Here is a 25,680-nt window from a genome sequence, read left to right as displayed (position 1 = left end):
ACGCCCCGACCGGTACGGCTACGACCGGCGCTTCCAGAGCGTCACTTCGGTGCGGTAGGTCGGGATGTCGTGCAGCTTGTCGGGCGAGGGCTCGATGCCGACGATCTTCACCATCGCCAGGTTGCCCTTGGAGGTGACCGTGCAGAGCAGATCGCCCTGAACGATGGTGCTGTCCGCTCCGGTCAGGGCAGCCCCGTCCAGCCGGTCGGGAATCGGGTCCGTGTCGGCGCCGGTCGCGCACTGCTCGGGGGTGGGGCCCTTGCTCTTGCCGAAGGGCGTTCCGCTCTCGACGGCGTCGAAGCCCATCTGCAGCTCCCGGTTGCTGCTTCCCATCTCCCCGAAGGGCGCCACCTTGGGGAAGTCGAGGTCGACGTCGTTGTACTTGCCGAACTCCCTGGGAGCCAGGAGCTTCAACGGCTTGGCCTGGAACACCACCGTGTAGGCGGGGGCGGCAGGAGCCGAGGGGGCCGCGGACGTCGGAGCCTGGCTCTGCACCGCGGGCGACGCGTTCGGCTGGTCCACCGCCTTGTCCCCGCCCTTGCCCTCGGCCGCTCCCTTGTCCTCGGCGCGCGTCAGGTACCAGGTGCCGCCCGCGGCCAGGGCGACGGCCAGGATGCCCGCGCCGACGATCAGGGGAACGCGGCCGCCACCGCGCCGCGCGGAGGCGGGCGCGATGGTGGGAGCGGGGGCCGGAGCAGTGGTGGTGGGCGCCGCGTACATCGCCGCCCGGGGGTGGGGTGCGCCCTGCATCGGGTCGTGCACCGGGCCCGACGCCCGCGTCGGCGTGTACGGCTGTGGGGCCGGGCCCGACGACGCCTGCGTCGGCACGTAGGTCGGGTGGTACGAGGGGACCGGCGGGGTCTGCGGCTGCGGCTGCGGCTGCGGGGGCACCTGTGCCAGCTGCTCCCGCCGCGCGATCTCCGCCGTGAGCTCGGCGGGGAGCCAGCCCCCGAAGTCGCGCAGCGGCCGCCCCGCCACCCGCTGGCACCACTCCGCCAGCTCGGCCGGCGCGGGTCGCTGGGCGGGATCGGCCGTCAGGCACCGCTCCAGCAGGGGCCGTAGCGGATCGGGGTACTCGCTCAAGTCCGGCGCCTGCTGGGGGGTGTTGGCGATCGAGGCCGCGATCGAGAGTCCCGCGCCGTCACCGTACGGGTGCCGGCCGGTGGCCACGACCGCGGCGATCAGGCCCAGCGCGAAGATGTCGGTCGCCGGGGTGACCGGGCGGCCCAGGGCGTGCTCGGGCGACATGTACTGCGGCGTCCCGATGAACCCGCCGCTGCGCGTGAGCTGGGTGACGTCGGTGGCGCGCGCGATGCCGAAGTCGATCACCCAGGGACCGTTCGAACTCAGCAGGATGTTGCTGGGCTTCAGGTCGCGGTGGATCACCGATGCGGCGTGTACGGAATGCAGGGCCTGTGCGGTGCAGCCGATCAGGTGGAACACGGCGGGCATCGGGAGCGGTCCGTACGCCGCGAGCGCGTCGTCCAGTGCCAGTCCCGGTACGTACGCTCCGGCCAGCCAGGGCTGTTCGCCGCTGGTGTCGTGGTCCACGACCGGCACGATGTGGTACCCCTGCACCCGGCGGGCCGCCTGGACCTCGTGCTCGAACCGGGCCCGGAAGTCCTGGTCTTGGGCGAACTCGCGGCGGATGACCTTCAGGGCGACCGGCTGGTTGCCGCGGGTCCGGGAGAGGTAGACCGATCCCATGCCGCCTTCACCGATCCGCGCGAGCAGCCGGTAACCGGCGATCTCCCGTGGATCGTTCGGCCCCAGTGGACTCAGCACGGCATGGTCGGCGGTCGCCATCAATTCCCCCTATTGGATCAAGAAGTTGAGATCGTACCGGGGTTCGATTGGCCCTCCGGGCGCGAAGGCAGCGCCCCGCGTCCCGGCCCGGCCATGGACTCCGTCGGCGCCGACGGGCACTCTGCCCGGGTAGGCGGGGTCCGGATCAGGGGGCGGTGCCATGGAGTCGGTGGTCGTGGGCGGGGTGCGGATCGCGTACGAACGGACCGGGCGGGGCCGACCCGTGGTCCTCTCGGGCGGTACGGGGATGCCGCCGGTGACGTGGGAACTGTGCGGGCTGCGCGGTGCGTTGGTCGCGGCGGGGTTCGAAGTGGTGACGTACGCCGCCCGGGGCGTGGCACCGTCGGACGCTCCGCCCGCGCCGTACGCGATGGCCGATCTCGCCGGTGACCTCGCGGGGCTGATGGATCACCTGGGCCTCGTGGACGCCGCCGTGGTCGGGTACTCGCTGGGCAGCTTCACCGCCGAACTCCTCGCCCGTACGCGGCCCGACCTGGTCGGCTCGCTGGTGCTGATGGGCGGGGCCGGGCCGCTCCGGGGGCTGCTGGACGCGGTGGTGGAGGCGGAGGCGGAGCTGGTCGGCCTACTGGGGCACCTGCCGCCCGCCTACGCGGCGCTGCAGACGCTGCTGAGCACGCTGCCTCCGCTGGTGCTGCGCGATGACGCGGAGCAGGTGGCCGTCTGGCGGGAGCTCCTGGGCGGGCAGGAAGCGGTGTGGACCTCCCACGACGGCGAGGCCGGCCAGGCCGCCGCGTCGTGGGGGTGGCTGCGCGACCCGGACCGGATGGCGGCGCTCGCCGGGATCCGGGTGCCGGCGCTGGTGGTGGCGTTCGAGCACGACCTGTACTTCCCGCCCCACACGGGCCGTGCCGCTGCCGACGCACTGCCCGACGGGCGGTTCGCGGAGGTGGGCGGGGCGGCCCACGGCGGACTGCTGACCCATCCGGAGGAGACCGCCGACCTCGTGACGGGGTTCCTCACCCCACCGTGAGCGCGGCCTCCACCGGGCCGCCGGCGGGGGTTCGCGCCGTCAGTGGCTGCGGGGCGCGTACATGATCACGGCCATGCCGGCGAGGCAGAGCAGGGCGCCGACGACGTCGTAGCGGTCGGGACGGTAGCCGTCGGCGACCATGCCCCAGGCGATGGACCCGGCGACGAAGATCCCGCCGTAGGCGGCGAGGATGCGGCCGAAGTTCCCGTCGGACTGGAAGGTGGCCACCACCCCGTAGAGCCCCAGCGCGATGACGCCGGCGCCGACCCAGATCCAGCCCTTGTGCTCGCGGATGCCCTGCCAGACCAGCCAGGCGCCGCCGATCTCGAAGAGCGCGGCGACGACGAACAGGGCGATGGAGCGGGCGACGGTCATGCCGCCGACCCTAACGGCGGGGGCGAGGCCGGGATCAGACGAGCGCGTCGACCGCGTACACGGCGCCGAGCCCGGCGGCCAGCGAGCCGAGGAGGAGGCGCAGCCCCTTCTCCGGCAGCCGGGGCTGGAGGCGGGCGCCGAGGTAGCCCCCGATCAGTCCGCCCAGGCCGCAGGCCAGCCCCAGGTACCAGTGGGGCGCGATGTCGGCCCGCCCGGTCAGGGACAGCAGCGCGTACGTGGCGGCGCCGACCAGGGAGGTCGCGAAGGTCGAGGCGAGGGCCGCGGGCGCGACCCGGGCGACCGGCATGCCCCGGCCGACGAGGAGCGGCCCGAGGATGGAGCCGCCGCCGATTCCGTAGATCCCGCCGACCACCCCGACGGCCAGGGCGAGGCCCGTCACGGTGCGCGGCGAGGGCGGCGGCCCGTCCTCCGCCGGTACGGGGCGCAGGGTGCGCGCGCAGAGCCAGACGCCGAGGGGCAGCATCAGGGCGGCCACCAGCAGGCGGAAGGCGGCCGGTCCCGGTACGGCGAACACGCGGATCACCGCGCCGGCGACCACGCCGGGCAGGGTGCCGAGCACCATGCGCCGCACGAGCGGTCCTCCCAGGGCGCCGTCGCGGTGGTAGCGGAGCAGGGCTCCGGGCCCGGCGACCACGTTGTAGAGGAGGTTCGTCGGGGTGACGGCGGGGTTGGGAACGCCGAACACGCTGAGCTGCACCGGCAGCAGGAACACGGCCCCCGACACCCCGACCGGCGCCGTCACCAGCGCGATCAGCAGCCCGGCGGTGATTCCGGCGACGCCGAGCACCCACTCCACGGTGGTCGTCTCCCTCTCGGTCGGTGGTATCGGGAGACGCCGATGAGGACGCTGGTCGCGGCTCAAGCCACGACTCACCGCTCAGGCCACGACTCCCGGCTCAGGCTACGACGTGCACCTCGGGGTGGCGCAGCGCCTGCGCGACCAGCAGACGAAGGGGACGACGCCGGCATGGCCGTACGGCAAGCCGTATCCGGGCGCGGCCTCCGCCTTCCCGAACTACCAGCGGGCGGAGGACCTGACCGAGTACAACCTCAATCACAACAAGGCCGAGATCGAGGCATGGATCAAGGGCCCGCCACCGCCGGCCGACGGCGCCGTCCAGCCGTTCTACGCGAAGGTGCCCGACGGGGAGACCAGCGGCCGCAGCGTGACCAAGCAGCCGACGGACCCGAACGATCCGGATTCCGGGTACAAACAGGGTGGCCTGGGCGCCAAGGCGTCCGATGTGACCGGCGTCGACACGCGCATCCGGTACGACAGCAGCCGCAACCCGCCGTTCACCGTCATGACGTCGATGCCCTACCAGCCCTAGGGGTGTCGTGCCCCTCCGAGAAAGGCGCCAGTACATGTCCGTCGACCAGACCTCCTGGGAAGCCGCGGTGCGCCACCTGTTCGAGGACGCGTACCCGTACGACGCCACGGGCCCGCGCCGCCACGAGGACTGGGTCCTCGACGTCCTCGCGCTGATGGCCCGGGTCCCGGACCCGCGGGGCTGGGCGGGTCTCGACGACGCGGCAGAGAATCCGCGCCGCGAGGGGTACCCCACGTACCCCTTCGTCGCCCACCCTCCGGAGTACGTCACGGAGCGTCTCCAGGAGATCGACCGGGACAGCGCCGAGACCCTGCTCCTGGCCCTCACGGACGACTGCTGCACCCTGTCCAGCCTCAGGCGCTTCACGGAGACCGAGGAGGAGTTGCGGGTGATGGCACGTACGGTCCTCGCGCGCTACGGGGACGAGGCCGGCTATCACACCAACGTCCAGAAGCCCGGCCACGTACGCGGCACGCTCGACTTCACGGAGTCGAGCTGGGCGTACAGCCCGCTGAGCGTCTACTCGGAGGACTACGGCCTGATCGTCCTCTCGGACACCGAGGTGGGCATGTTCTGGAACTTCTCCGACTACTGACAGGATTCCCCCCGCCCGTGGGCAGGGTCCAGCTGGAAGCCGACCTGCTGGTCGGGCACGGGCCCGCCGACGTCCGGGCGGCCCGCGTCGTGCTGCGCCGCGAACCGTCGAACCCGCACGGCTCCGCCGTCCGCACGACCACCGGGATGGCCCAGTCGGAGATCGGCGACTGGCTGGCGGTTCTGGCCGACCACCTGAAGCAGAGCATCGAGACCGGCGACGCACCGCAGCCGTCGTCCCCGCGGACGCACGGGGAGTGGCACGCGCGCTTCCCGGAGACCGCGCAGCTGGTGGGCGAACTGGGCGAGTTGCTCGCCCTCCCCCTCGACGAAGGGGACTACGCCCTGGCGGCAGCCGAACTCGGCATGGAGGTGGGCCCGCCCGACCCGTTCTCGTACGGCACCTGGTGACCGCGCTGTCCGGAATCTGACGGGCGGATCCCCCGCGCACGTCACCACCCGGTGATGAGCGCCGCGTCCCGTTCGTGCCGCTGCCAGGCTTCCGCGAGCCGCAGGAGGCGGGCCGGGGCGGCGATGCCGCGTACGGCCGCGATCTTGTCCTCGGCGACCTCGAAGGTCACGGCGCCCAGGAGCTGGTCGCCGCGGACGAAGAGGAGGGCGGGGGCGCCGTTGACGACCGCGTAGTGGATGGCGCACGCGCCGCCCGCGAGCCGCTGCTTCGCGGGCGTGGACGTGAAGCCGCCCCGCAGGAAGGAGGCGACGCGACGCGGGGTGTCGTACCGCAGCAGCTTCGCGGCCAGCCCGGCGCCGTCGGAGAGCGCGACCACGTCGTCGGTGAGCAGCGCCACCAGCCGTTCGGTGCGGCCGGAGGTGGCGGCGGTCAGGAACTCCTCCACGATCCTGCGCGCCGAAGCCGGGTCGACCTCGCGGGCGCCGCCCCGGCGCGTGGCGGTGACTCTGGTCCGGGCGCGGTGGAGGTGCTGCTGGCTCGCGGACTCGGTGATGTCGAGGATCTCGGCGATCTCGGTGTGCGGGTAGGAGAAGGCCTCGCGCAGGATGTAGACGGCCCGCTCGACGGGTGACAGGCGTTCCATGACGGTCAGCACGGCCAGGGAGACCGATTCGCGCTGCTCGTAGGTCTCGGCCGGGCCGAGCATCGGGTCGCCGTCGAGGAGCGGTTCGGGGAACCAGGCGCCGGCGGTGTGTTCGCGGCGGGCCTGCGCCGAGCGGAGCCGGTCGAGGCACAGGTGGGTGACCACCTTGGTCAGCCAGGCTTCCGGCACCCTGATCAGCTGCCGGTCGGCGGCCTGCCAGTGCAAGTACGCGTCCTGCACGGCGTCTTGGGCATCGGCGGCGGATCCCAGCAGGCGGTACGCCAGCGCGGCCAGCCGGTTGCGGCTGGCCTCGAACCGACTGGTGTCGAAGCGATCAACGCCCATGCTGTCCATGCGGGCCACCCTAGGCGGCTACGCGACCGCCTTCCCGGCGGGGGCATCCGGCGCGTACGGGGCCGCGTCCTCGGTGGATGCGCCGGGTGCGGCGGCCAGGTGGCGCTTGCGCGTGGGCATGCAGAAGGTCGGGTGCGAGTTGGTCCACAGCGACATCTTGAGAATGCCCGCCTTGATCCGCGCGGCCTTCCGGCCGCCCATGTACTTCGGCTTCGCCTGCGCTTCGTGGTCGACCAGCTGCACGATCCCGTCCTGCCGCCCGAGGCTGATGTGGTTGCCCGGGTAGCCCAGCTTGACGTGTCCGATCTTGCTGCCGGTCAAACGGCCCACGATGGCCTTCATGGCCTGCATCCCGGTGAAGCCGGCCGAAGCGCAGGACATCGGCAGCGGCCGGCCGTTCTCGCCGACCGTGAAGACGCTGTCGCCGGCGGCGTAGACGTTCGGGTGCGAGAGCGATCGCATGGTGCGGTCGACGACGATCCGACCGCTCTCGGTGACCTCCAACCCGGCGGCGGAGGCGATGGGGTCGACCGCGAACCCGGCCGTCCACACGGTCGCGTCGGACGCCAGGGCGGTGCCGTCGGCGCACAGCACTCGCGTCGCTTCGACGGCTTCGACGCTGGTGTGCTCCAGGACCGTGATGCCCAGCCGGTCGCAGGCCTGGCGCAGGTGGCTGCGGGCGCCGGCGGAGAGCGGAGCACCCAGCTCGCCGCGGGCGACCAGCGTCACCGACAGGCCGGGCCGGGATTCGGCGATCTCGGTGGCGGTCTCGATGCCGGTCAGTCCGTCGCCGACGACCAGCACGCTCCCGCCCCCGTCCCGCCCGCTCAGGCCGTCCAGCCGCTCGCGCAGGCGCAGGGCCGAGGGCCGGGTGGTGACGTCGAAGGCGTGCCCGGCCACGCCGGGCACACCGCGGTCGTCACCGTGGCTGCCGAGCGCGTAGAGGAGCGTGTCGTAGCCGAGCTCGTCCGCGCCACCGTCGGTGTCGGCCACGGTGACGACCCGGCGCTCGGGGTCGAGGGCGGTGACCCGGGCCAGGCGCAGCCGGATCCCGGTGCCCGCGAAGATGTCGGCGAGCTTCTGCGTCTCGATCTCCTGGCCGGCCGCGACCTGGTGCAGCCGCAGCCGCTCGACGAAGTCCGGCTCGGCGTTGACCACGGTGATCTCGGTGTCCGCCGGGGACAGCCGACGGGCCAGGTTCCCGGCCACGTAGGTCCCGGCATAGCCGGCGCCGAGGACGACGATGCGGTGCTTCATGTGATGCTCCTGTCGGTTCGCTGGGCTCTCGGTGACTTGAGCGGGACAGCGAACCGATTCCTGACGGAAACCCCTTGTGACGTGGGTCACGCAGCGGCGGGAGCGCCCGAAATCTGTGCCGCGAGGCCGTCCAGCAGCGCCTGGAGGCCGAAGGCGAAGGTGTCCTGCGGGGCATCGGCGTAGTCGGAGCGCGCGGGGGGAGCCGACGGGGAAGGGATGGCGGCGCCCGGGTCGACCCGGGCCTTGAGGCGGGGGAAACGGGAGGCGGCCTCGACCGCCTCCTTCATCACGGCCCCGAACACCTCCTCGGGGTCGCCGCCCTCGCGCTCGATCCGACGGGTGAGCGAAGCGGTGGCGGCGGCCGGCGCCGCATTGCCGAGGACGTACGTGAAGACGGAGGCGGCGGCCCGGTCCGCCTGGGGGCCGGTGAAGCCGGCGCTCTCGTAGACGGCGAGGGTGTGGTCGTCGTGGCGGGCCTTGCCGACGCCGTGGAAGAGGTGGGTGGCGAAGGCCTGCACCAGCCAGGGGTGGCGGGTGAACATCCCGTACAGGTCGCCCGCCATGGCGGTGGCGGCGGCGCGCCAGTCGACCGCGTCGAGGTCGGGCAGCCGGACCTCGTCCCACACCTGGTCCCCGGCCAGGGTGAGCAGATCGTCCTTGTTCTTGACGTGCCAGTAGACGGCCGTGGCGGCCGAGTTCAGCCGCTTGCCCAGGGCGCGCATGTTGAGGCCTTCCAGGCCTTCGGTGTCGAGCAGCTCGACGGCGGTCCGGACGATCTGTTCGCGGGTGAGCGTGTCGCGTGGCATGGCTTCACGATAGGCGACGGACCGCCTTCTTGCACAAAGTTCAAGAAGGCACTTGCACAGCGTTCAAGTCGAGTCCTACAGTTCTCGGCGCCGGGACTTGAACTTAGTAAAAGTCCGCCACCGAGAGGGAGAAGACCATGAACACGAACACGCTCTCCGCCGTCGCCCAGATCCTCGTCGCCGCCGCCTTCGTGTCGATCCCGCTCCTGCGCCACCGCTTCGGCGCCGTCGCCAAGGCCGCCGCCGTCGCCGAGCTGCGGCGCCAGGGCGTCCGCCCGGAGGTGCTGGAGGAGAACAAGCTCCGCTTCGACGCCAGCGGGCACGAGTGGTGGGCCTCGGGCGCCTTCGCCGCCGCGAGCCTCGCCGCCGCCACCCTCAACCTGGCCGGCAGCCCGCTCGGCACCACGCTGACCTGGATCTTCTCCACGCTCGCGCTCCTCGCGAACATCCTGATCCTGCAGAGCCAGCTCGGCGCGGTGAAGTCCGTACGGGCCGCCTTCCGGCGCAAGGGCGACCCGGAGCTGCTGCGCGTCGACGTCCCCGCGTTCCTCCAGGCCGCCGAAGGCGCCTTCCCCTCCTGGACCCGGGTCCTGCAGAACGTCCGCCACACCGTGGTCTTCGCCGGCTCGGCCCTGGCCCTGACCGTCGCGGCCCTCGCCTGAGCTGTGGGTGGCACCACGATCTGCGGGCTTGGTGCCATAAATGCTCGCAATGGTGCCATACATGTGCCACCATGGCACCACTACGGCGCACCGCGCGGTCCGGGCGTTCGCGGAATCACCATCGGAGGGGGCTGGACCATGGAGACGGCGCAGCGTCAGGAGCAAGCGGCAGCAGCATCCGGCGCCTTCGCGGCCTTCACCGCCTTCGCCCGCTTCGTACTCTGCGGCGGAGGCGTGGGGATGGCCTCCAGCTTCGCCGTCGCGGCCCTCGGCTCCTCGATTCCCTGGGTGCTGGCCAACGCCCTGGTCACCGCCGTCTCCACGCTCCTGGCCACCGAGCTGCACGCCCGCTTCACTTTCGGTGCGGGCCGGCGGGCGACCTGGCGCCAGCACGCACAGTCGGCCGGATCCGCCGCGGCCGCGTACGCGGTCACCTGCGCGGCGGTGCTCGTCCTGCGGCAGGTCGAGGCGTCGCCCAGTGCCCTGCGCGAACAGGTCGTCTACCTGTCCGCCTCCGCGCTCACCGGCGTCGCGCGGTTCGCGGTGCTGCGCCTCGTCGTCTTCGCGCAGCACCGCTCGAAGGCCGCGGCCACCGTGGGCACCAGCAGCGCCCTCAGCCCCGCGGACCTCTGCCGCGCGGCCTGATCCCCGTCACGGAGTGACGATCGGGAACGCCGGGTCGGGCTTCGTGACGTAGGAGAACAGGCGGCTGAGGAGGGCCGGGGATCCCTCGGTGGAGAGGGAGTCCGGGGCCCGGCCCGCGAGGACGGCCAGCAGCTGCGGCTTGGTGAGGGTGAGGGTCAGACCGGCCGGGGTGCGGGGGTCGGTGACCGTGCGGTGGGTGAGGGCGCCGTTGTGCAGGGTGAGGCGGTGGCGGCGGTCCTCGTCGGTGAGGACGAGGTCAATGGTGAGGTCCTCGTCCCAGGCCCGGGGGCCGTCGATCCGGATGGCGATCGAGTCGAGGAGCATCTCGGTGGTCAGGGCCATCAGCATCTCCGGGGTGGCCGTGTCGACCTTGGCCGCGTTCTCACCGTGCCGCAGTTCCATGGCGGAAGTGAGGTAGAAGTTGCGCCAGGGGCCGTTCTCCGCGCCGTGGCCGAGCCGGTCGTAGACGCCCGCGAGGGTCTCCTTGGCGTCCGTGCGGCCGGGATCGGCGAAGACCAGGTGGTTGAGGAGGGTGGCCGCGAAACGCAGGTCACCGGAGTCCGCGTAGGCGCGGGCCTTGGTGAGCGTCTGCTCGGGGCCGCCCATGGAGTCGACGTAGCGCTTGGCGAGTTCGACGGGCGGGTGCTCCCAGAGGGTGGCGGCGTTGCCGTTGAACCAGCCGAGGTACCGCTGGTAGATCGCCTTGACGTTGTGCGAGAGGGAGCCGTAATAGCCGCGCACGTGCCAGGAGTTCTCCAGGGCGGGCGGCAGGTGCAGTTCCTCGGCGATCTCCGGTCCGGTGAGGCCGTCGTTGAGCAGACGCAGGGTCTGGTCGTGCATGTACGCGTACAGGTCGCGCTGCGTGGTGAGGAACGCGACGACGTTCTCCCTGCCCCAGGTGGGCCAGTGGTGGGAGGCGAAGGCCACGTCGTAGTCCTCGCCGAAGTACTCGATGGCCTCGTCGAGGTAGCGCGACCAGATGCGGGAGTCGCGGACGACGGCGCCCCGCAGGGTCAGGATGTTGTGCATGTTGTGCGTGGCGTTCTCCGCCAGGCACAGCGCCCGCTTGTCCGGGAAGAGGAAGTTCATCTCGGACGGCGCCTCGGTGCCGGGGGTCAGCTGGAAGACGATCCGTACTCCGTCGACCGTCTCCTCCTGACCGGTGGCGGTGATGTCCACGGTGGGCGGGACGAGACCGATGCTGCCGGTGGAGGTGGTCATGCCCAGGCCGGCACCGATGTGGCCGTCGGGGGCCTTGGGCAGCTGGTCTCCGTACATGAAGACGGCGCGGCGGGTCATGGCGTTGCCGGCGTAGACGTTCTCGCTGACCGCGTGCTCCAGGAAGCCCTCGGGCGCGAGGATCGGTACGCCCTCCTCGCCGCCGCTCGGAAGCACGCCGCGGGCACCGCCGAAGTGGTCGCCGTGCGAGTGGGTGTAGATCAGGCCGGTGACCGGGCGGTCGCCGCGGTGCTCGCGGTACAGCGCGAGCGCGGCGGCGGCGGTCTCGGCGGAGATGAGCGGGTCGATGACGACGACCCCGCGGTCGCCCTCGACGAGGGTCATGTTCGAGAGGTCGAGGCCCCGTACTTGGTAGATGCCCTCGGTGACCTCGTACAGGCCCTGTTTCACGGTGAGCTGCGCCTGCCGCCACAGACTGGGGTGCGCGGTGTCGGGGCACTCGGCCTTCAGGAAGGCGTACGCGTCGTTGTCCCACACGGTGCTGCCATCGGCGTCCTTGACCACGGCGGGCACGAGGGCGCCGATGAATCCACGGTCGGCGTTCTCGAAGTCGGTCGTGTCCTCGAAGGGGAGGCCCTCGAAGGGGAGGTTGGCCATCAGTCGCTCCATTCAGCGGGGGGCGGCGCCGGACATCGCCCCATCTGAACATCAGAGCCGGTTGGGTGCACTTTGGGATGGTTTGCGGCCAGGGGTGGTTTACGGCATGCGGCCGTGGTGGCGGACGGGCGGCCGCGTGCGGCTCCACGGGGCGGCGAACTCCGCGCCGGCCTCCCCCAGGCGCTCCACCAGACGGGTGCGGGCCGGGCGCGGCGGCGGCGCTCAGCCCTGTACGGCCAGCACGATCCGCAGGACGCAGGCCGCGAGCACGGCGCCGGACACGACGCTGGTGACGACCAGCCCGCGGGTGCCGCGGGGCAGGCGGTCCGGCAGGCTCACCTCCTGCGGACGCTTGGGGTCGTAGATCACGTCGATCCGGCCCCCGACCCGGACCGGCGGGAAGACGAACGGGCCCACGGTGTACCGGCGTGCGGGGGAGCCCACCGGGGTGTACTCCAGCAGGATCATCGAACCCCCCGCGACCTGCCCCACGTCGACGCAGACGGCAGAGTGCCGGACGCCCCGCTTCAGCAGCGGGCTCGCATGGGCGTAGATCCCGAGCGCGACGCAGAACACCACCAGCGCGACCACCGCGACCAGAAAGACCCAACCACTCACCGACAACGCCCCCCGACCGACGGAAAGCCCAGATCATCGCCGACCACCGGCAGGGCCGCAAGAGACGTCCTAGGCGTCCGGCGGGGTCGCCCCCGTGAGGGTGTCGACCAGCGCCTGGGCCAGGACGGTGGCGGCGCCGATCCTCGTGTCCTCCCGCTCGTCGCCGGTGACCTTCCCGATCACCGCGTCACGTACCGACTGGGAGATGTCCAGGCCCCCGTACAGCTCGGGGAAGGACAGCGCCATGAGGCAGACGCCCACGTTCGCCGAGAGGATCGACCGGCCCGCCAGCGCCGGGGTCGTCCGCAGCCGGCCCGCCGCGCGGCAGCGTTCCACGGCCGTCAGGAGCAGGGCCTGCGCCTCCGCGATCGCCTGCGGCTTGGCCGCGCCCGCCGGGGTGAACATCAGCCGGTAGAGGTGGGGGTTGCCGAGCGCGAAGGCGACGTGGCTGTCCCAGGCCGTGCGCAGGTCGGCCACCGGATCGCCGGTCTGCGGATTGCGCCGCTTGTTGGCGAGGAAACGCTCGAAGCCGAGGTCGGCGACGGCGGTGAGCAGCCCCTCCTTGTCACCGAACTGTCGGTAGATCTCGGGCATGCCGACCTTGGCCCGGTCGCAGATGGCCCGGGTGGAGATCGCCGGCGCCTCCTTGGTGGCGAGCAGCTCCGCGGTGGCGTCCAGAATGCGATCTCGGGCCGTTGACATGGCGTCGATGGTAGCAGCGCTAACAGATTCGACCTGGGAGACATAGGGCCCGGGAGAGCCACCTCACGGCATTTCGTAATCATCGATTACGCTTCACGTTAGCGATGCACACATCCGCTCGTGAGCGCCCGCCGAGAAGCACCCACGGAGACGTCATGGAGACCTCATGGAGACCTACGGACACCGGCTGGACCTCGATTCCACGGAGTGCGCACCCCTGGAGCCCCTCGCACGGCTGGTCGTGATCGTCCTCTTCGAGGGCGTCGACCTGCTCGACGTCACCGGACCGCCGGAGGTGTTCTCCCTGGTCCCGCGGGAGACGGACGACGCGGCCGGCTACCGGGTCGTCCTGGCCGCGCGGACCCTCGACCCCGTCACCACCTCGGCCGGGGTGCGCATCCTGCCGGACCTGACCTTCTCCGAGGCCGCCGCGCGGAGCATCGACACGCTCCTGGTGCCCGGCGCCGTCGAGCTGGACGCCGAGCGCCGCGTCCGCGCCCTCACCGACCCGGAGGTCGTCGACCGGGTGCGGACGCTCGCCGCGCGCTCCCGCCGGGTCGCCTCCGTCTGCGTGGGCGCGCACCTGCTGGCCGCGGCCGGGCTGCTCGACGGCAAGCGGGCCACCACCCACTGGTCCACCGCGGAGCAGCTCGCCGCCGAGTACCCGGAGGTCGAGGTGGACGCCGACCCGGTGTTCATCCGGGAGGGCGAGGTGTGGACCGGCGCCGGGATCAGCGCCTGCCTTGACCTCTCGCTCGCCCTGGTGGCCGAGGACTTCGGCGAGGGCGTCGCGCTGCGCGTGGCGCGGCAGCTCGTGATGTACCTGAAGCGGCCGAGCGGGCAGAGCCAGTTCAGCGTCCCGCTGGAGCCGCCCTCCGCGACGCGGCGCGGCGAGGAGCTGCGGCACTTCATCAGGCGGCGCCTCGGCGGCCGGATCGGCCTGGCCGAGCTCGCCGCACACGCGCACGTCAGCGAGCGGCAGTTGGCCCGGATCTTCAAGTCCGAGCTGGGCACGACCCCGGCCGCCTACATCGAGTCGGCCCGCGTGGAACTGGCGCGGGGCCAGCTCGAAGCCACCGATGCCACGCTCGACCGGATCGCCTCCGCCTGCGGGTTCGGCACCGCCGACACCCTCGTACGGGCCTTCCGCCGCACGCTCGGCACCACGCCGACGGAGTACCGGCTCCGCTTCCGGACGGGCTGAGCGGCGCGCGGCCTGCGCTACGCGGCCTCGTGCGCGGCCGGGTCGAGGGAGTCGACGTCCTCCATGAAGCTGAGCATCCGGGCGTTGACCAGCTCGGGGTGGTCGATCTGCGGGCCGTGCCCGGTCGCGGCGACGATCTCGGCGCGGGCTCCGGGGATCAGCCGCGGCACCCGCTCCAGCTGGCGCTTGGGGTGTACGAGCAGGCTCCGCTTGCCCATGATCAGGTAGAACGGCGTGCGGATCGAGCCCAGTTCCGCGTCCGACAGCGGCAGCGGGGCGGGCCGCTTGATCCGGAAGGCGCGGACGCCCCGCTGGATCATCGTGCGCAGTTCGGGGTCGATCAGGACCGGCTGCTCCAGCCACTTGGCCAGGCGCGGGCGCAGCGCCTTGGGGGCGAAGGTCGCGAAGAGGCTGGCGAAGATCCACACGAAGAAGCGCAGCCCCACCTTCTCCAGGCCGCCCGGGTCCAGGGCGGTGACCGAGGCGAGCCGGCCGGGGCGCAGGTGCACCTGGTTGATGACCAGCCAGCCGCCGTAGGAGGACCCGACCAGGTGGACGTGGTCCAGGCCGAGCGCGTCGAGGGCCTCGTCCATCCACTGGGCCGCGCGCTCGGGCTGCCACATCACCTCGCGCTGGACGCTGCGGCCCGGGTCGCCGGGGGTGTCGAGGGCGTAGACGGGCCGGTCGGCACTGAGGGCGACGGTGTTGGGGTACCACTGGGCCGAGCAGCCGCCCGAACCGTGGATCAGGACGATCGGCGTACGGGACTCCGCCGCCGGGTTCGTGGGGCCGTACCGGTAGACGTGCGTGGTCCCGAAGCTCGTCTCCACGTCCGTCTCGGAGCGGGCGGGCGCCCCCTTCGCGTAGAGGGCGTCGCAAGCCGCGAAGTAGCGGTCGCGCAGCTCGTCGCTCACGTAGTGGCCGATGTCGCGGCGTACACGGGGCTTGTTGTCGGGCACGGGGGCACCTCCTGGAGGACCGGGGATCCGTTCTTCGTGATACGACCGTACCATGATGTTGATACGGCGGTACCATGAAAAAGAGCCGCGGGCTCATCACCCACCGGCACCGACGGGCGGAGACACCAGAACATGCCGAAACGCGTGGACCACGAGGAACGCCGTACCGAGATCGCCGAGGCACTCATCCGCGTCGCCGGACGGCGCGGGCTGCACGCGGTCGGAATGCGCGACGTGGCCGCCGAGGCCGGAGTCTCCCTGCGCCTGGTCCAGTACTACTTCCAGACCAAGGAGAAGCTGCTCTTCTACGGGCTCCAGCACCTGACCGACCGCTTCACCGCCCGGGTCGGCGCCCGCTTGGCCGCCGCCGGCCCCGCCCCCGGCCCGCGCGCCACGATCGAGGCGCTGCTCCTGGCCTCGCTGCCGACCGACGAGGACGGCCGCACCTTCCACCTGCTCTACAGCTCTTACTCGATCCTGTCCGTGACCGACGAGGCCCTCGCCGCCCAGCCCTTCATCGACAACCCCGACGCCGCCGAGAACGCGGTGGCCGGGCTGATCGGCCAGGCCCAGGAATCCGGCCTGGCCGACCCGGACGTCGACGCGCGCATCGAGGCGATCAGCCTGCTGGCCATGGCCGCGACCATGGGCACGAGCATCCTGGTCGGCCAGCGCGGCCCCGAGTCGGCCGTCGCGGTCCTGGCCCACCACCTGGACCGGATCTTCAGGACGGGCACGCCTCGTCCCGGAGCGGACGCTCCCCCGTCGTGAGGTACGCGGCGACCGTACGGCCGGAGCGGACGGTGCCGTCGCCGGGGTGCGCCCCGGGCCGCCGCGGCCGGGAGCGCGGGGTCGTCAGACCACCACGACCGTCACCGCCGCCGCACCCATGAGTACGGCGGCGGAGTGGATGGCCGCATGGCCGTAGTCACCCGACCAGAGGTGGCGGGCCAGGCCGCCGATGGCGGTCAGGCCCGCGATGATGCCGACCTGCGCGAGCAGGGTGACGGTGGTGAACGGCGTCAGCAGCAGGAGCACCGCGTTGAGCCAGAACGGGGCGGCGCCCGTCCAGCCCCGCCACTCCCGCACGCTCCGCCACTGCTGCCGGGTCGGCAGCCGAGGCTGGCGGAGCAGGTGCGGCAGGTGGGGGCGTCGCGGCCCCTCACGGCGGCCCTTGGGTCTTCGGTGGTCCCCGAGCTCTCGGGTCGCCATCGTCACCGCGCCGCCACCAGCCTTTCAGTCACTCGCACGCAAGACGTCAACTCGCAGGCTGTACAGCCTCCTTGGGAGTGAGGGCGGGGGCAAGGGCCCGTTCGGCAAGAAATCCGAAAGCCAGGCCGAAAGTGGTCCACATCGCGGCCTGAATGGCGAGCGAGGCGAGCCGGAACTGCCAGACGAGCGCCGCCGGGAAGCCCTTCGGCACCTCGTTGATGCCCGGAAGCAGCGCGTAGGCGATGCCGACGGCCACCACGAAGGCGAGCGCGGCGACGACCGAGGCGTTCCAGTTGCCCAGGCGCGGCGCGAGGCGCCGGCCCAGGATCAGCGCGGCCGCCGCGAGCAGCAGGCCGAGCGCGAGCATCAGGACGTAGAGCGTGGTCCGCTGGACCGTGGTCTCGGGGTCTCCGACGGCCGGCGGGTTGGCGGGGTACTTGAAGAACGGCACCAGGGAGACGGTGACGAACAGACCGCCGGACACCAGCAGTGCCGTGGCCCGGGGGCCGAAGCGGCCGATCCGGCCCAGGGCGTAGCAGTAGACGAGCGCGGCGATGCCGCCGAGCGCGATGCCGTAGAGCAGGGTTCCGGTGCCCAGACCGGCCGTGGCCTGCAGGGCCCGGCTGACCGGGGCCGCCTCGGCGTCACCGTGATCGTGGGATCCGGCTTCCTCGATGGCGATCGCCGCGTCCACCTGGGACTCGCCCAGGAGGTACGCGACGAGGAACGCGGCCACGCCCGCCAGCAGGCCGGCGAGCATGCCCCGGACGAGGAGCGCGCGGGGGGAAATGGTGTTCATGGAGTTGTCGGTCCCTTGCGGATCGGTGGATCAGTGGCAGGGGAAGCCGAGGAGATGGCGACCGTCGTGCATCCACTCGTGGATGGTGTCGCCTTCGAAGATCGCGGTGGCGCCCTGCTCGGCGCCGACGAGGTAGAGCAGGACCAGCATCAGGACGCCGGCGAACAGCGCCCAAGGGGCCAGAGCGGAAAGCGAGATGGGTGCGACGGCCAGGGGTGCGGCAGTCGTGGGCACGGCGGAGTCGGCCATGGCAGGAACCTCCAGAGGGAACACGCGTCCCGGTCAGTGGTGCTTGCGACGACGGTGGCGGGTCTGACTTTCCTCCCCCTCCGGGAGGATTCACAGTGGCGCGACCGTGCCGGATTTTCAACCGGACTTCCGTCATACCGTCGTCTTGTCGTCCGTTACGGTACCGCTCTTTATGACGGCCTTACAGGGCCGTATCAGGAGGGCTCCGTCTCATCCGATGGCGTCGACCACCTTGCCGAGATCGACGAACTTGAAGCCGGTCGCCTCGCGGTCGCCGTCGCCGGGGGTCTCCCGGCCGTCCTGGACGACCAGAAGGCCGCGGGGGTAGCGCCTGCCGAGGGGCGCGTTGAGGGCGGCGGCGCCGTCACAGACCTCGGAACCGTCGAGGGTGGCGGAGGCCGCTGTGATCCGGAAGGCGCCCTCGAACGCGTTGCGCTCGTCGCGCTCGCGGTCGTAGGCGACGAACGTGTCGTCGCCCTGGCTGGAGGCGAGCAGGTAGCCGTCACCGCCGGCTTCGGTGATCAGGGTCAGGCCCTCGACGTCGGCCTTCAGGCGCTTGCCGCCGTAGCCGGGATCGGCGCCGGGCGCGCACTCCTCGGTCTGCGCGTCGTAGGTGCCGGGGACGCCGTACTCGCGCACCTTGTCGATCAGCTTCGGCGTGCCGGTGAGGCCCGCGTCGATGCGCCAGATGCCGACGTCCTCCTGCCCCGCGTACAGGGTGCCGTCCGCGGGGTCGACGACCATGCCCTCGACCTGCGGCAGCTCGCCCGGCTCGGCGCAGGGCTTCCAGGCGGCGCCGTTCGGCAGGCGGAAGGAGGACGGCAGGTCGAGCGTGCGCACCTGCCGGTAGCCGACCGTGCCGGCGGGGGTGGCGACCAGTTCCAGCAGGGCGATCCGGGTGCGGTTGCGCTGGCTGACCACCGCGTAGGACCGGCCGGTCTTCCGGTCCGTCCAGGTGGCCAGGCCGTAGGCGGTCTTCTGCTCGTTGATCTCGGCCTGGTCGGCGGAGAAGACCGGGCGCGCGGCCGGGTCGGTGACGTCGGTGAGCGGGCCGCCGGGCCGGTCGCGGTCGATCCGGTAGATCCGCAGGCGGTCGTTGCCCCGGTCGCTGACCACCGCGACATCGGCGCGGCCGCGGCCCAGCCGCAGGCCGTTGACCAGGTCGACGTTGTTGAAGCGGCCGGGAGCGTCGTCGGCGTCCGGTCCGGCCGGGGCGGGCAGCGACTGCACCTGCCGGGCCTCCAGGTCGTAGACCCGCAAGCCCCCCTGCTTGGCGGTCGCGATCACCAGGCTGCGGCCCGGGTCGGCGGCGTTGCGCCAGATCGACGGGTCATCGGCGTTGGCGTCCCCACCGGCCTCGTCGTCGAACAGCGGCGCGGTCTCGGCCTGGGGCCGGACGCTGCTGATCGAGAGGGCCTGCGCCGGGAGCGCGACGGACGCGGCGAGTGCCGTGCAGAGCACGAGGACGGAGGCACGGGCGGAGGCGCGGACGGCCGAACGCATGGTCAATGTTCTTCCTTTGCAAGGGTTTTGCCCTGAAGGAAAGACGCTCGCCGGGTTGATGGTCATGCGCACGCTCGGCAGGTGGCCGGTGGTTGAACGGGGTGCGAAACCCCCGGACAATCGGACGGTGCACCCCACCATCGTACGAGTCCTGCTCGTGAACCCCCCGCTGGACGAGGCGGGCCGCCGGCACCGCTTCCCGTACGCGGACCCCTGCCCGGGGCACGAGGGGCTGAGCGGGCAGAATCACGGCGCGTGGGCCGGCCGGGCCATGGACGACGTGGCCGCGGAGGATCCCGAGGGGCTGCGGCGGTGGATGGCCGACACCGCGTACGCGCCCCCGGGCGGCGGGGAGTCGGTGGAGGCCCTGATCGCGCGGGTCGGCGCGCACCTGGGCGCCCTGGCGCCGGGGACGCACCGGGCGGTGGTCGGGCAGGGCGTCGTGCGGGCGGCCGTGGTGTGGGCCCTGGAGCTGCCCCCGGCGGCCTTCTGGCGGCTCGACGTACGACCGGAGTCCGTGACGGCGCTGACGGGGCGCTCCGGGCGCTGGAACCTGCTCGTGGGACGGCCCGAGCAGTCCCCGGAGGGCGCCTCCGCGTGAGGACGCGGAACGGCCCGGACCCCGCGACGCGGTCCGGGCCGACCTACCGTGGGTGCGGAGCGGCCGTCAGGCCACGATCCAGTCGCTCGTCGCGATCACCGGCTGCACGCCGTCGCGGTGCACGGTGCCCTCGATGAGGCCGTACATGCGGTCGGCCGCGAAGTAGACCTCGTTGTCGTTCTTGAGGCCGAAGGGCTCCAGGTCGACGAGGAAGTGGTGCTTGTTGGGGAGGTTGAGGCGCACCTCGTTGACCTTGGGGCAGTTGTCGAGCACGCGCTCGGCCATCTGGTTCAGGGTCTGCTGCAGGGAGTACGAGTAGGTCTCCGCGAAGGCTTCCAGCATGTTCTTGCGGACCTTCTTGTACGACTGGTCCCAGTCGTACTCGGCGTCGTCGGCGGCGAGCGCCGAGTGCGCCCAGCGCGCCGTGACCTTGGTCGCCAGGATGCGGTCGTACGCCTCCTGCAGCGTCGTGTACTTGTCCTTGATGAAGCCGTGGAACTCGGAGTTGGTCGAGTTCATCACGGTCAGGTCCTTCAGACCCGAGATCACCTGGAGACCGGTGGTCTCGCTGTACGTGATCTGCGCGGTGCGCACCTCGGTGCCCTTGAGGGCGAAGGAGTGCTGCTCCTTGCGCGTCGGGACCGGGATCCGCTCCCAGGCGTACTCCTCGACGCGGATCTGCGCCTCGCGGATCGGGGCCTGGGAGGAGACGAAGTGCTTGGCGAGCAGGATGCCGAAGGCCTCGGGGGAGGCGACGCCGTGCTCCTTGGAGAAGGCGTACACCGTGTTCTTGGTGGTGTCCGTGGGGAGGCAGTTGGCGTTGTCACCGGTGAGGTGGACGTCGCGGAACTCGCCGCGCAGCGCGACGGAGACGTTGAGGTCGCGGATCTCGTGCCAGGAACCGTCGCTGCCCTTGCGGGTGACCTTGACGATGCGGTTCTCGGCCTTGCCGTACTGGTTCTGGGCGAGGATGTGCTTGCTCATGCGCTGTCTTCCTTCGGGTACTCGGGAACACGGAGTCCGGTGGTCTGGATCCCGTACGCCCGGCGTCCGGCGGACGCGCAGCCCGCCCCCCGCCGTTCGGTCACGCCGATTCCTCGCGTGGACCGCCCCGGGACTGACGTGCATCCCGGTCCGTAGGTGCCTGTTGATTCCAGCACGTCTCCATGCCGTTCGTAAGAGAGCGGATCCTCCGAGAACAGGCACCCACGGCTTGGGCAACCGTACGATCTGCGCAGCTCAGACCGTGTGCGCGTCGGCCACCGTCAGGGCCTCGTCGATGATCCGCAGCCCCTTCTCCACGTCCTCGGCCGACACGTTGCAGGGCGGCGCGACGTGGATGCGGTTCCCGGCGAGCAGCGGCCACAGTCCGGCCTTCTTCAGGGCCGCACCGAACTCGGCCATCGGCGCGTTGTCCGCGCCGGCGGCGTTGTACGGGACCAGCGGCTCGCGCGTCTCCTTGTTCCGTACGAGCTCCAGGGCCCAGAACGTGCCCAGCCCGCGCACCTCCCCGACGGACGGGTGGCGCTCCGCGATGGCGGCGAGGCCCGGCCCGAGCAGCTCCGCGCCGGTGCGGGCGGACTGCTCCACGGTGCCCTCCTCCTCCATCACGTTGATCGTCGCGACGGCGGCGGCGCAGGCCAGCACGTGCCCGGAGTACGTCAGCCCGCCCGGGTAGGGCCGGCGGGCGAAGGTCTCGGCGATGGCGGCCGAGATGGCGACCCCGCCGAGGGGGACGTAGCCGCTGGTGACGCCCTTGGCGAAGCAGATGAGGTCGGGGGTGACGTCCCAGTGCTCGGAGGCGAACCACTTACCGGTGCGGCCGAAGCCGACCATGATCTCGTCGAGGATGAAGACGATGCCGAAGCGGTCGCAGAGCGCGCGGACCCCGGCCAGGTAGCCGTCGGGGTGCACCAGCACGCCGGGAGCGCCGCCGACGGTCTCCAGGATGATCGCGGCGATGGACTGGGGGCCCTCGAACACGATGGTGTCCTCGAGGTGGCGCAGCGCGCGCTCGCACTCCTCGGCGGGGGTGGCCGCGTAGAAGGGCGAGCGGTAGGCGAAGGGGCCCCAGAAGTGCACGACGCCGGCGGTGGCGGTGTCGTTGCCGAAGCGGCGCGCGTCCCCGGTGAGGTTGATCGCGGTGGAGGTGGCGCCGTGGTACGAGCGGTAGGCGGAGAGCACCTTGGCGCGGCCGGTGTGCACCCTGGCCATGCGGACGGCGTTCTCCACGGCCTCGGCGCCCGCGTTGGTGAAGAAGATCTTGTCGAGGTCGCCCGGGGTGCGCTCGGCGATCAGCCGGGCGGCCTCGGAGCGCACGTCGACGGCGAAGCCGGGCGCGACGGTGCAGAGCTTGCCGGCCTGCTCGGCGATGGCCGCGGCCACCTTGGGGTGCTGGTAGCCGATGTTCGTGTAGACGAGGGCGCTGGAGAAGTCGAGGAAGCGGTTGCCGTCGTAGTCCCAGAAGTAGGAACCCTCGGCACCGGCCACGGCCAGCGGGTCGATGAGCTCTTGGGCCGACCAGGAGTGGAAGACGTGACTGCGGTCGTCGGCCTTCACCGTGGCCTTTGCGGAGAGGGCGAGTGCGGCGGCGTCGCGTGCGTCGGCTTCTGCGTTCATATTCCGAGGGTAGTTGTCCACGATGTGGAATCCGGTGGGGATGGCGGGGGCCCGGGGGCGGGGCGGCCTCACACGACGTGCCGGCCGCCGTCGACGGTGAGCACGTCGCCGGTCGTGTAGGCGGCGTCGACCAGGTAGAGCGCGGCCTCGGCCACGTCCTCGGGGGTGCCCACGCGGCGCAGCGGGGTGTTCTCGGTGATCCACTCCCTCGAGCTCTCCCAGACCTGGTCCTCGCCCTCGTACCAGGGGGTGTCGATCAGGCCGGGCGCGATCGCGTTCACCCGGACGGCGGGTCCGAGCTGGGAGGCCAGCAGCCGGGTCATGTGGTTGACCGCGGACTTGCTGACGGCGTAGGGAATCGAGCTGCCCAGCGCGCGGGTCGCGGAGACCGAGGAGATGTTGATGATCGAGCCCGCACCGGAGTCCCGGAGGAAGGGGGTGGCGGCGGCGATCATCTGCCAGGTGCCGATGACGTTGACCTCGAAGATCTCGCGCCAGGCGTCGGCGTCGGCCGCGTCCAGGTCGCCGAGGGGGATGAACCGGGTGACGCCCGCGTTGTTGACCAGGATGTCGAGGCGTCCGTAGGTGTCGACCGCCGTCCGGACGATCCGCCGCGCGTCGTCGGCGTCCGCGACGTCGCCCCGTACGTAGACGGCGTCGGGCAGTTCGGCGGCGAGCGCCTTGCCCGCGCTCTCGCTGCGCGCCGAGTTCAGGACCACGCGGATGCCGGCCGCGGCCAGCCGGCGGGCGATGCCGGCGCCGATGCCGGAGGAGGAGCCGGTGATCAGGGCGACACGGGTCTCGGTACGGGTCTCGGTACGGGTCTCGGACATGGCATTCCTCCTGGCAGGGGTTCGCTGTGCGCGTGTTCCGTGTGCGTGTTCCGTGCGCGTGTTCCGTGTACGGACGGCCGGAGCATAACGCGAATACCGCATGCCGGAACTGAATTTCCACACTTCGGAATTCGATCTTCCACCCAAGGTCCACGAATAGTCACATACCAGGCATATCGGTTTACACCTGCTGAGCCTGAGCGCACGCCGTGCCCACCCGCGTTAGGGACCCGTCAAGGCCGCGCCAACGGGCGTATGGGCCCCGTCAAGGAAGCCTGTGAGGAGCCGAAAAGGCGTTCCACTCAGAGGTGTCCGAAAAACGCCCGCCCACGAACCCTCCGGGAGCTCACGATGGCCGATCTGGCCTTCGTCGTCATCACGATCGCGGTCTTCGCGCTGGTGGTCCTCGTCGCCAAGGGGGTGGCCAAGCTGTGAACGCCGAAAACGTCGTCGGCCTGGTGGTCGCCGTAGCCCTGCTGGGGTACCTCGTCGTCGCCCTCGTCTTCCCGGAGAGGTTCTAGCGCCGATGAGTCCCGTCCTCGCCGGGGTGCTCCAGCTGCTCGCGCTCCTCGCGGCCCTGGCCCTCGCCTATCGCCCCCTGGGCGATTACATGGCCCGCGTCTACTCCTCGAAGAAGCACTACGCCCCCGAGAAGTGGATCTACAAGGCCGTCGGCGCCAACCCGAACGCCGAGATGCGCTGGCCGGCGTACCTGCGCTCGGTCCTCGCCTTCTCGGCGGTGAGTGTCCTCTTCCTCTACCTGCTCCAGCGCCTGCAGGGCCACCTGCCCGGCTCGCTCGGCTTCGTCTCCATCAAGCCGGACCAGGCCTTCAACACGGCCGCCTCCTTCGTGGCCAACACGAACTGGCAGTCGTACGCCGGCGAGCAGGCCATGGGCCCGCTCGTGCAGACCGGCGGCCTGGCCGTGCAGAACTTCCTCTCGGCCGCCGTGGGCATGGCCGTGGCGGTGGCCCTCGTACGGGGCTTCGCGCGCTCGCGCACCGGGGAGCTCGGCAACTTCTGGTCCGACCTGGTCCGCGGCACCGTCCGCATCCTGCTCCCGCTGTCGCTGATCGCCGCCGTCGTGCTGGTGGCCTGCGGGGTCATCCAGAACTTCTCCGGCATCCACGAGGTCGGTCAGTTCCTGGGCGTGAAGCAGCAGTGGAACGGCGGCGCGGTCGCCTCGCAGGAGGCCATCAAGGAGCTGGGCACGAACGGCGGCGGCTACTTCAACGCCAACTCCGCCCACCCCTTCGAGAACCCGACCCCCTTCTCGAACCTCTTCGAGGTCTTCCTGATCCTGCTCATCCCCTTCTCCCTGACCCGCACCTTCGGGCAGATGATCGGCTCGGTCCGCCAGGGCTACGCGATCCTCGCCACGATGGTCACCATCTGGCTCGGTTTCACCGCCCTGATGATGTGGACCGAATTCGGCCACCACGGCCCGGCGCTCCAGGCCGCGGGCGGTGCGATGGAGGGCAAGGAGGCCCGCTTCGGAATCGGCGCCTCCGCGATCTTCTCGGTCGCCACGACGCTGACCTCGACCGGTGCGGTCAACTCCTTCCACTCCTCGTACACGGGACTGGGCGGCGGCATCCAGATGCTGGGCATGCAGCTCGGCGAGATCGCGCCCGGCGGCGTCGGCTCCGGGCTCTACGGCATGCTGATCATGGCGATCATCGCGGTGTTCATCGCCGGCCTGATGGTCGGCCGCACCCCCGAGTACCTCGGCAAGAAGATCGGCACCCGCCAGATCAAGTTCGCCGCCTGCTACATCCTCATCACCCCGGCCCTCGTGCTCGGCTTCACGGCGCTGGCGATGGCCCTGCCGACCCCCGTCACCTCGATGTCCAACGGCGGCGCCCACGGCTTCTCCGAGATCCTCTACGCCTACACCTCGGCCGGCAACAACAACGGCTCGGCCTTCGCGGGCCTGAACGCCAACACCCAGTGGTTCAACACGACCACCGGTCTGGCGATGCTGCTCGGCCGCTTCCTGCCGATGGTGTTCGTCCTGGCCCTGGCCGGGTCGCTCGCCGAACAGCAGCCGGTCCCCGCCACCGCGGGCACCCTGCGCACCGAGAAGCCGCTGTTCGCCTTCCTGCTCGTCGGCACGATCCTCATCGTCACCGGCCTCACCTACTTCCCGGCCCTGGCGCTGGGCCCGCTCGCCGAAGGGCTCGCCTCATGAGCACCGCCACCCCCACCCGAGCCCCGCACGGGGACCTGCCCAGCGGTCACAAGCCCGAGAAGGCCAAGATCGGCGGCGGCATCTTCGACCCGAAGCAGCTGCTGAAGTCCTTCCCGGACGCGGTGCGCAAGCTCGATCCCCGGGTGATGGTCAAGTCGCCCGTCATGTTCGTGGTGCTCATCGGCTCCGCACTGACCACCGTCCTGGCGATCTCCGACCCCGGCAACCTCTTCGGCTGGGCGATCACCGCCTGGCTGTGGCTGACCACGATCTTCGCCAACCTCGCCGAAGCCGTCGCGGAGGGCCGGGGCAAGGCCCAGGCCGAGACCCTGCGCAAGGCCAAGACCGACACCGTCGCCCGCCGCCTGAACGGCTCGGCGGAGGAGCAGGTGCCCGGCACGGAGCTCCGTATCGGCGACCTGGTCGTGTGCGAGGCCGGGGACGTCATCCCCGGCGA

General features: G+C 71.5%; 29 protein-coding genes and 1 pseudogene. 13 read left to right on the top strand and 17 right to left on the bottom strand.

Going from position 1 to position 25,680, the window contains the following annotated elements:
* Nucleotides 1–18: 18 nt before the first annotated feature.
* Entirely contained in the window at nucleotides 19–1,806 is a 1,788-nt protein-coding gene (locus ACFYYB_RS41525) for a serine/threonine-protein kinase (protein WP_389443825.1), read from the bottom strand.
* A 160-nt stretch (nucleotides 1,807–1,966) separates the two neighbouring features.
* Here ACFYYB_RS41525 and ACFYYB_RS41520 point away from each other — a divergent pair, with 160 nt between their 5' ends.
* Entirely contained in the window at nucleotides 1,967–2,797 is an 831-nt protein-coding gene (locus ACFYYB_RS41520) for an alpha/beta fold hydrolase (RefSeq protein ID WP_389443823.1), read from the top strand.
* A 39-nt stretch (nucleotides 2,798–2,836) separates the two neighbouring features.
* On the opposite strand, the gene ACFYYB_RS41515 is transcribed toward ACFYYB_RS41520, so the two are convergent.
* Together ACFYYB_RS41515 and ACFYYB_RS41510 are read right to left on the bottom strand one after the other, a co-directional pair.
* Nucleotides 2,837–3,172, bottom strand: coding sequence for a YnfA family protein (locus ACFYYB_RS41515; RefSeq protein ID WP_389443821.1), 336 nt, complete (start codon nucleotides 3,170–3,172; stop codon nucleotides 2,837–2,839).
* A 34-nt stretch (nucleotides 3,173–3,206) separates the two neighbouring features.
* A complete protein-coding gene (locus tag ACFYYB_RS41510) occupies nucleotides 3,207–3,989 on the bottom strand; it encodes a TSUP family transporter (protein WP_389443819.1) in 783 nt (260 codons plus the stop codon).
* A 112-nt stretch (nucleotides 3,990–4,101) separates the two neighbouring features.
* Between ACFYYB_RS41510 and ACFYYB_RS41505 the strand changes: the two genes are divergently transcribed.
* Genes ACFYYB_RS41505 through ACFYYB_RS41495 form a run of 3 tightly spaced genes read left to right on the top strand, consistent with a single transcriptional unit; the run spans nucleotide 4,102 to nucleotide 5,529 of the window.
* Nucleotides 4,102–4,524 carry an RNase A-like domain-containing protein gene (locus ACFYYB_RS41505; protein WP_389443817.1) on the top strand — a complete coding sequence of 141 codons (423 nt, stop codon included), beginning with the start codon at nucleotides 4,102–4,104 and terminating at the stop codon, nucleotides 4,522–4,524.
* Between the two features lie 34 nt (nucleotides 4,525–4,558).
* The gene (locus ACFYYB_RS41500) at nucleotides 4,559–5,119 is read left to right on the top strand and encodes a hypothetical protein (RefSeq protein ID WP_389443815.1); all 561 of its coding nucleotides are present in this window, start codon (nucleotides 4,559–4,561) and stop codon (nucleotides 5,117–5,119) included.
* Nucleotides 5,120–5,136: 17 nt separating this feature from the next.
* Entirely contained in the window at nucleotides 5,137–5,529 is a 393-nt protein-coding gene (locus ACFYYB_RS41495) for a hypothetical protein (protein WP_389443813.1), read from the top strand.
* 41 nt (nucleotides 5,530–5,570) lie between these two features.
* Here the strand turns inward: ACFYYB_RS41495 and ACFYYB_RS41490 are convergent, their stop codons facing one another.
* From ACFYYB_RS41490 to ACFYYB_RS41480, 3 genes are all read right to left on the bottom strand, one after another.
* Entirely contained in the window at nucleotides 5,571–6,527 is a 957-nt protein-coding gene (locus tag ACFYYB_RS41490; protein WP_389443811.1) for a sigma-70 family RNA polymerase sigma factor, read from the bottom strand.
* An 18-nt stretch (nucleotides 6,528–6,545) separates the two neighbouring features.
* On the bottom strand, nucleotides 6,546–7,784 hold the full coding sequence (locus tag ACFYYB_RS41485; RefSeq protein ID WP_389443809.1) for an NAD(P)/FAD-dependent oxidoreductase: 1,239 nt from the start codon (nucleotides 7,782–7,784) through the stop codon (nucleotides 6,546–6,548).
* Between the two features lie 86 nt (nucleotides 7,785–7,870).
* Nucleotides 7,871–8,590, bottom strand: coding sequence for a TetR/AcrR family transcriptional regulator (locus ACFYYB_RS41480; protein WP_389443807.1), 720 nt, complete (start codon nucleotides 8,588–8,590; stop codon nucleotides 7,871–7,873).
* A gap of 137 nt (nucleotides 8,591–8,727) precedes the next feature.
* On the opposite strand from ACFYYB_RS41480, the gene ACFYYB_RS41475 reads away from it, so the two are divergent.
* Nucleotides 8,728–9,252 carry a hypothetical protein gene (locus tag ACFYYB_RS41475; RefSeq protein WP_389443805.1) on the top strand — a complete coding sequence of 175 codons (525 nt, stop codon included), beginning with the start codon at nucleotides 8,728–8,730 and terminating at the stop codon, nucleotides 9,250–9,252.
* 138 nt (nucleotides 9,253–9,390) lie between these two features.
* Entirely contained in the window at nucleotides 9,391–9,897 is a 507-nt protein-coding gene (locus tag ACFYYB_RS41470; RefSeq protein WP_389443803.1) for a hypothetical protein, read from the top strand.
* A 6-nt stretch (nucleotides 9,898–9,903) separates the two neighbouring features.
* On the opposite strand, the gene ACFYYB_RS41465 is transcribed toward ACFYYB_RS41470, so the two are convergent.
* The 3 genes from ACFYYB_RS41465 to ACFYYB_RS41455 form a co-directional block, all read right to left on the bottom strand.
* Complete coding sequence (locus ACFYYB_RS41465; RefSeq protein WP_389443801.1) at nucleotides 9,904–11,733, bottom strand: alkyl/aryl-sulfatase; 1,830 nt, start codon at nucleotides 11,731–11,733, stop codon at nucleotides 9,904–9,906.
* A gap of 222 nt (nucleotides 11,734–11,955) precedes the next feature.
* Nucleotides 11,956–12,351: a hypothetical protein gene (locus tag ACFYYB_RS41460; RefSeq protein WP_389443799.1), complete on the bottom strand. Its 396-nt coding sequence runs from the start codon at nucleotides 12,349–12,351 to the stop codon at nucleotides 11,956–11,958.
* Between the two features lie 69 nt (nucleotides 12,352–12,420).
* The gene (locus ACFYYB_RS41455) at nucleotides 12,421–13,053 is read right to left on the bottom strand and encodes a TetR/AcrR family transcriptional regulator (RefSeq protein WP_389443797.1); all 633 of its coding nucleotides are present in this window, start codon (nucleotides 13,051–13,053) and stop codon (nucleotides 12,421–12,423) included.
* Nucleotides 13,054–13,219: 166 nt separating this feature from the next.
* On the opposite strand from ACFYYB_RS41455, the gene ACFYYB_RS41450 reads away from it, so the two are divergent.
* On the top strand, nucleotides 13,220–14,257 hold the full coding sequence (locus ACFYYB_RS41450; protein WP_389443795.1) for a GlxA family transcriptional regulator: 1,038 nt from the start codon (nucleotides 13,220–13,222) through the stop codon (nucleotides 14,255–14,257).
* Nucleotides 14,258–14,274: 17 nt separating this feature from the next.
* Here ACFYYB_RS41450 and ACFYYB_RS41445 read toward each other — a convergent pair whose 3' ends face one another.
* Nucleotides 14,275–15,216: an alpha/beta fold hydrolase gene (locus tag ACFYYB_RS41445; protein WP_389443793.1), complete on the bottom strand. Its 942-nt coding sequence runs from the start codon at nucleotides 15,214–15,216 to the stop codon at nucleotides 14,275–14,277.
* A gap of 132 nt (nucleotides 15,217–15,348) precedes the next feature.
* Between ACFYYB_RS41445 and ACFYYB_RS41440 the strand changes: the two genes are divergently transcribed.
* Nucleotides 15,349–15,987 (top strand): TetR/AcrR family transcriptional regulator, encoded by a 639-nt coding sequence (locus tag ACFYYB_RS41440; protein WP_389443791.1) that lies wholly within the window; start codon nucleotides 15,349–15,351, stop codon nucleotides 15,985–15,987.
* An 84-nt stretch (nucleotides 15,988–16,071) separates the two neighbouring features.
* Here the strand turns inward: ACFYYB_RS41440 and ACFYYB_RS41435 are convergent, their stop codons facing one another.
* The 4 genes from ACFYYB_RS41435 to ACFYYB_RS41420 form a co-directional block, all read right to left on the bottom strand.
* The gene (locus ACFYYB_RS41435; protein ID WP_389443789.1) at nucleotides 16,072–16,434 is read right to left on the bottom strand and encodes a hypothetical protein; all 363 of its coding nucleotides are present in this window, start codon (nucleotides 16,432–16,434) and stop codon (nucleotides 16,072–16,074) included.
* A gap of 40 nt (nucleotides 16,435–16,474) precedes the next feature.
* Nucleotides 16,475–17,227, bottom strand: a complete 753-nt coding sequence (locus ACFYYB_RS41430; protein WP_389443787.1) for a CbtA family protein — start codon at nucleotides 17,225–17,227, stop codon at nucleotides 16,475–16,477.
* Between the two features lie 30 nt (nucleotides 17,228–17,257).
* Nucleotides 17,258–17,476, bottom strand: coding sequence for a CbtB-domain containing protein (locus ACFYYB_RS41425; protein WP_389443785.1), 219 nt, complete (start codon nucleotides 17,474–17,476; stop codon nucleotides 17,258–17,260).
* 210 nt (nucleotides 17,477–17,686) lie between these two features.
* Nucleotides 17,687–18,979 carry a phytase gene (locus tag ACFYYB_RS41420; RefSeq protein WP_389443783.1) on the bottom strand — a complete coding sequence of 431 codons (1,293 nt, stop codon included), beginning with the start codon at nucleotides 18,977–18,979 and terminating at the stop codon, nucleotides 17,687–17,689.
* Nucleotides 18,980–19,106: 127 nt separating this feature from the next.
* Between ACFYYB_RS41420 and ACFYYB_RS41415 the strand changes: the two genes are divergently transcribed.
* The gene (locus tag ACFYYB_RS41415; protein WP_389443781.1) at nucleotides 19,107–19,580 is read left to right on the top strand and encodes a histidine phosphatase family protein; all 474 of its coding nucleotides are present in this window, start codon (nucleotides 19,107–19,109) and stop codon (nucleotides 19,578–19,580) included.
* 66 nt (nucleotides 19,581–19,646) lie between these two features.
* Here the strand turns inward: ACFYYB_RS41415 and pucL are convergent, their stop codons facing one another.
* The 3 genes from pucL to ACFYYB_RS41400 form a co-directional block, all read right to left on the bottom strand.
* Nucleotides 19,647–20,564, bottom strand: a complete 918-nt coding sequence (gene pucL, locus ACFYYB_RS41410; RefSeq protein WP_243330865.1) for a factor-independent urate hydroxylase — start codon at nucleotides 20,562–20,564, stop codon at nucleotides 19,647–19,649.
* A 255-nt stretch (nucleotides 20,565–20,819) separates the two neighbouring features.
* Nucleotides 20,820–22,199: an aspartate aminotransferase family protein gene (locus ACFYYB_RS41405; protein WP_389443778.1), complete on the bottom strand. Its 1,380-nt coding sequence runs from the start codon at nucleotides 22,197–22,199 to the stop codon at nucleotides 20,820–20,822.
* A 68-nt stretch (nucleotides 22,200–22,267) separates the two neighbouring features.
* Nucleotides 22,268–23,032 carry an SDR family NAD(P)-dependent oxidoreductase gene (locus tag ACFYYB_RS41400; protein WP_389443776.1) on the bottom strand — a complete coding sequence of 255 codons (765 nt, stop codon included), beginning with the start codon at nucleotides 23,030–23,032 and terminating at the stop codon, nucleotides 22,268–22,270.
* A 255-nt stretch (nucleotides 23,033–23,287) separates the two neighbouring features.
* Here ACFYYB_RS41400 and ACFYYB_RS41395 point away from each other — a divergent pair, with 255 nt between their 5' ends.
* The 4 genes and pseudogenes from ACFYYB_RS41395 to ACFYYB_RS41380 form a co-directional block, all read left to right on the top strand.
* Entirely contained in the window at nucleotides 23,288–23,467 is a 180-nt protein-coding gene (locus ACFYYB_RS41395; protein ID WP_389443774.1) for a hypothetical protein, read from the top strand.
* Nucleotides 23,464–23,553 (top strand): K(+)-transporting ATPase subunit F, encoded by a 90-nt coding sequence (gene kdpF / locus ACFYYB_RS41390; RefSeq protein WP_383949882.1) that lies wholly within the window; start codon nucleotides 23,464–23,466, stop codon nucleotides 23,551–23,553. The genes ACFYYB_RS41395 and kdpF overlap by 4 nt, the downstream gene beginning before the upstream one ends.
* 5 nt (nucleotides 23,554–23,558) lie before the next feature.
* Nucleotides 23,559–25,223, top strand: coding sequence for a potassium-transporting ATPase subunit KdpA (kdpA, locus tag ACFYYB_RS41385; protein WP_389443771.1), 1,665 nt, complete (start codon nucleotides 23,559–23,561; stop codon nucleotides 25,221–25,223).
* Nucleotides 25,220–25,680, top strand: a pseudogene (locus ACFYYB_RS41380) (potassium-transporting ATPase subunit B); the annotation flags it as partial. The gene kdpA and the pseudogene ACFYYB_RS41380, both read left to right, overlap by 4 nt.

It is taken from the genome of Streptomyces sp. NPDC002886 (genome assembly GCF_042888445.1).
Taxonomy (GTDB): domain Bacteria; phylum Actinomycetota; class Actinomycetes; order Streptomycetales; family Streptomycetaceae; genus Streptomyces.
This window is presented reverse-complemented; position numbering and strand designations above follow the sequence as displayed.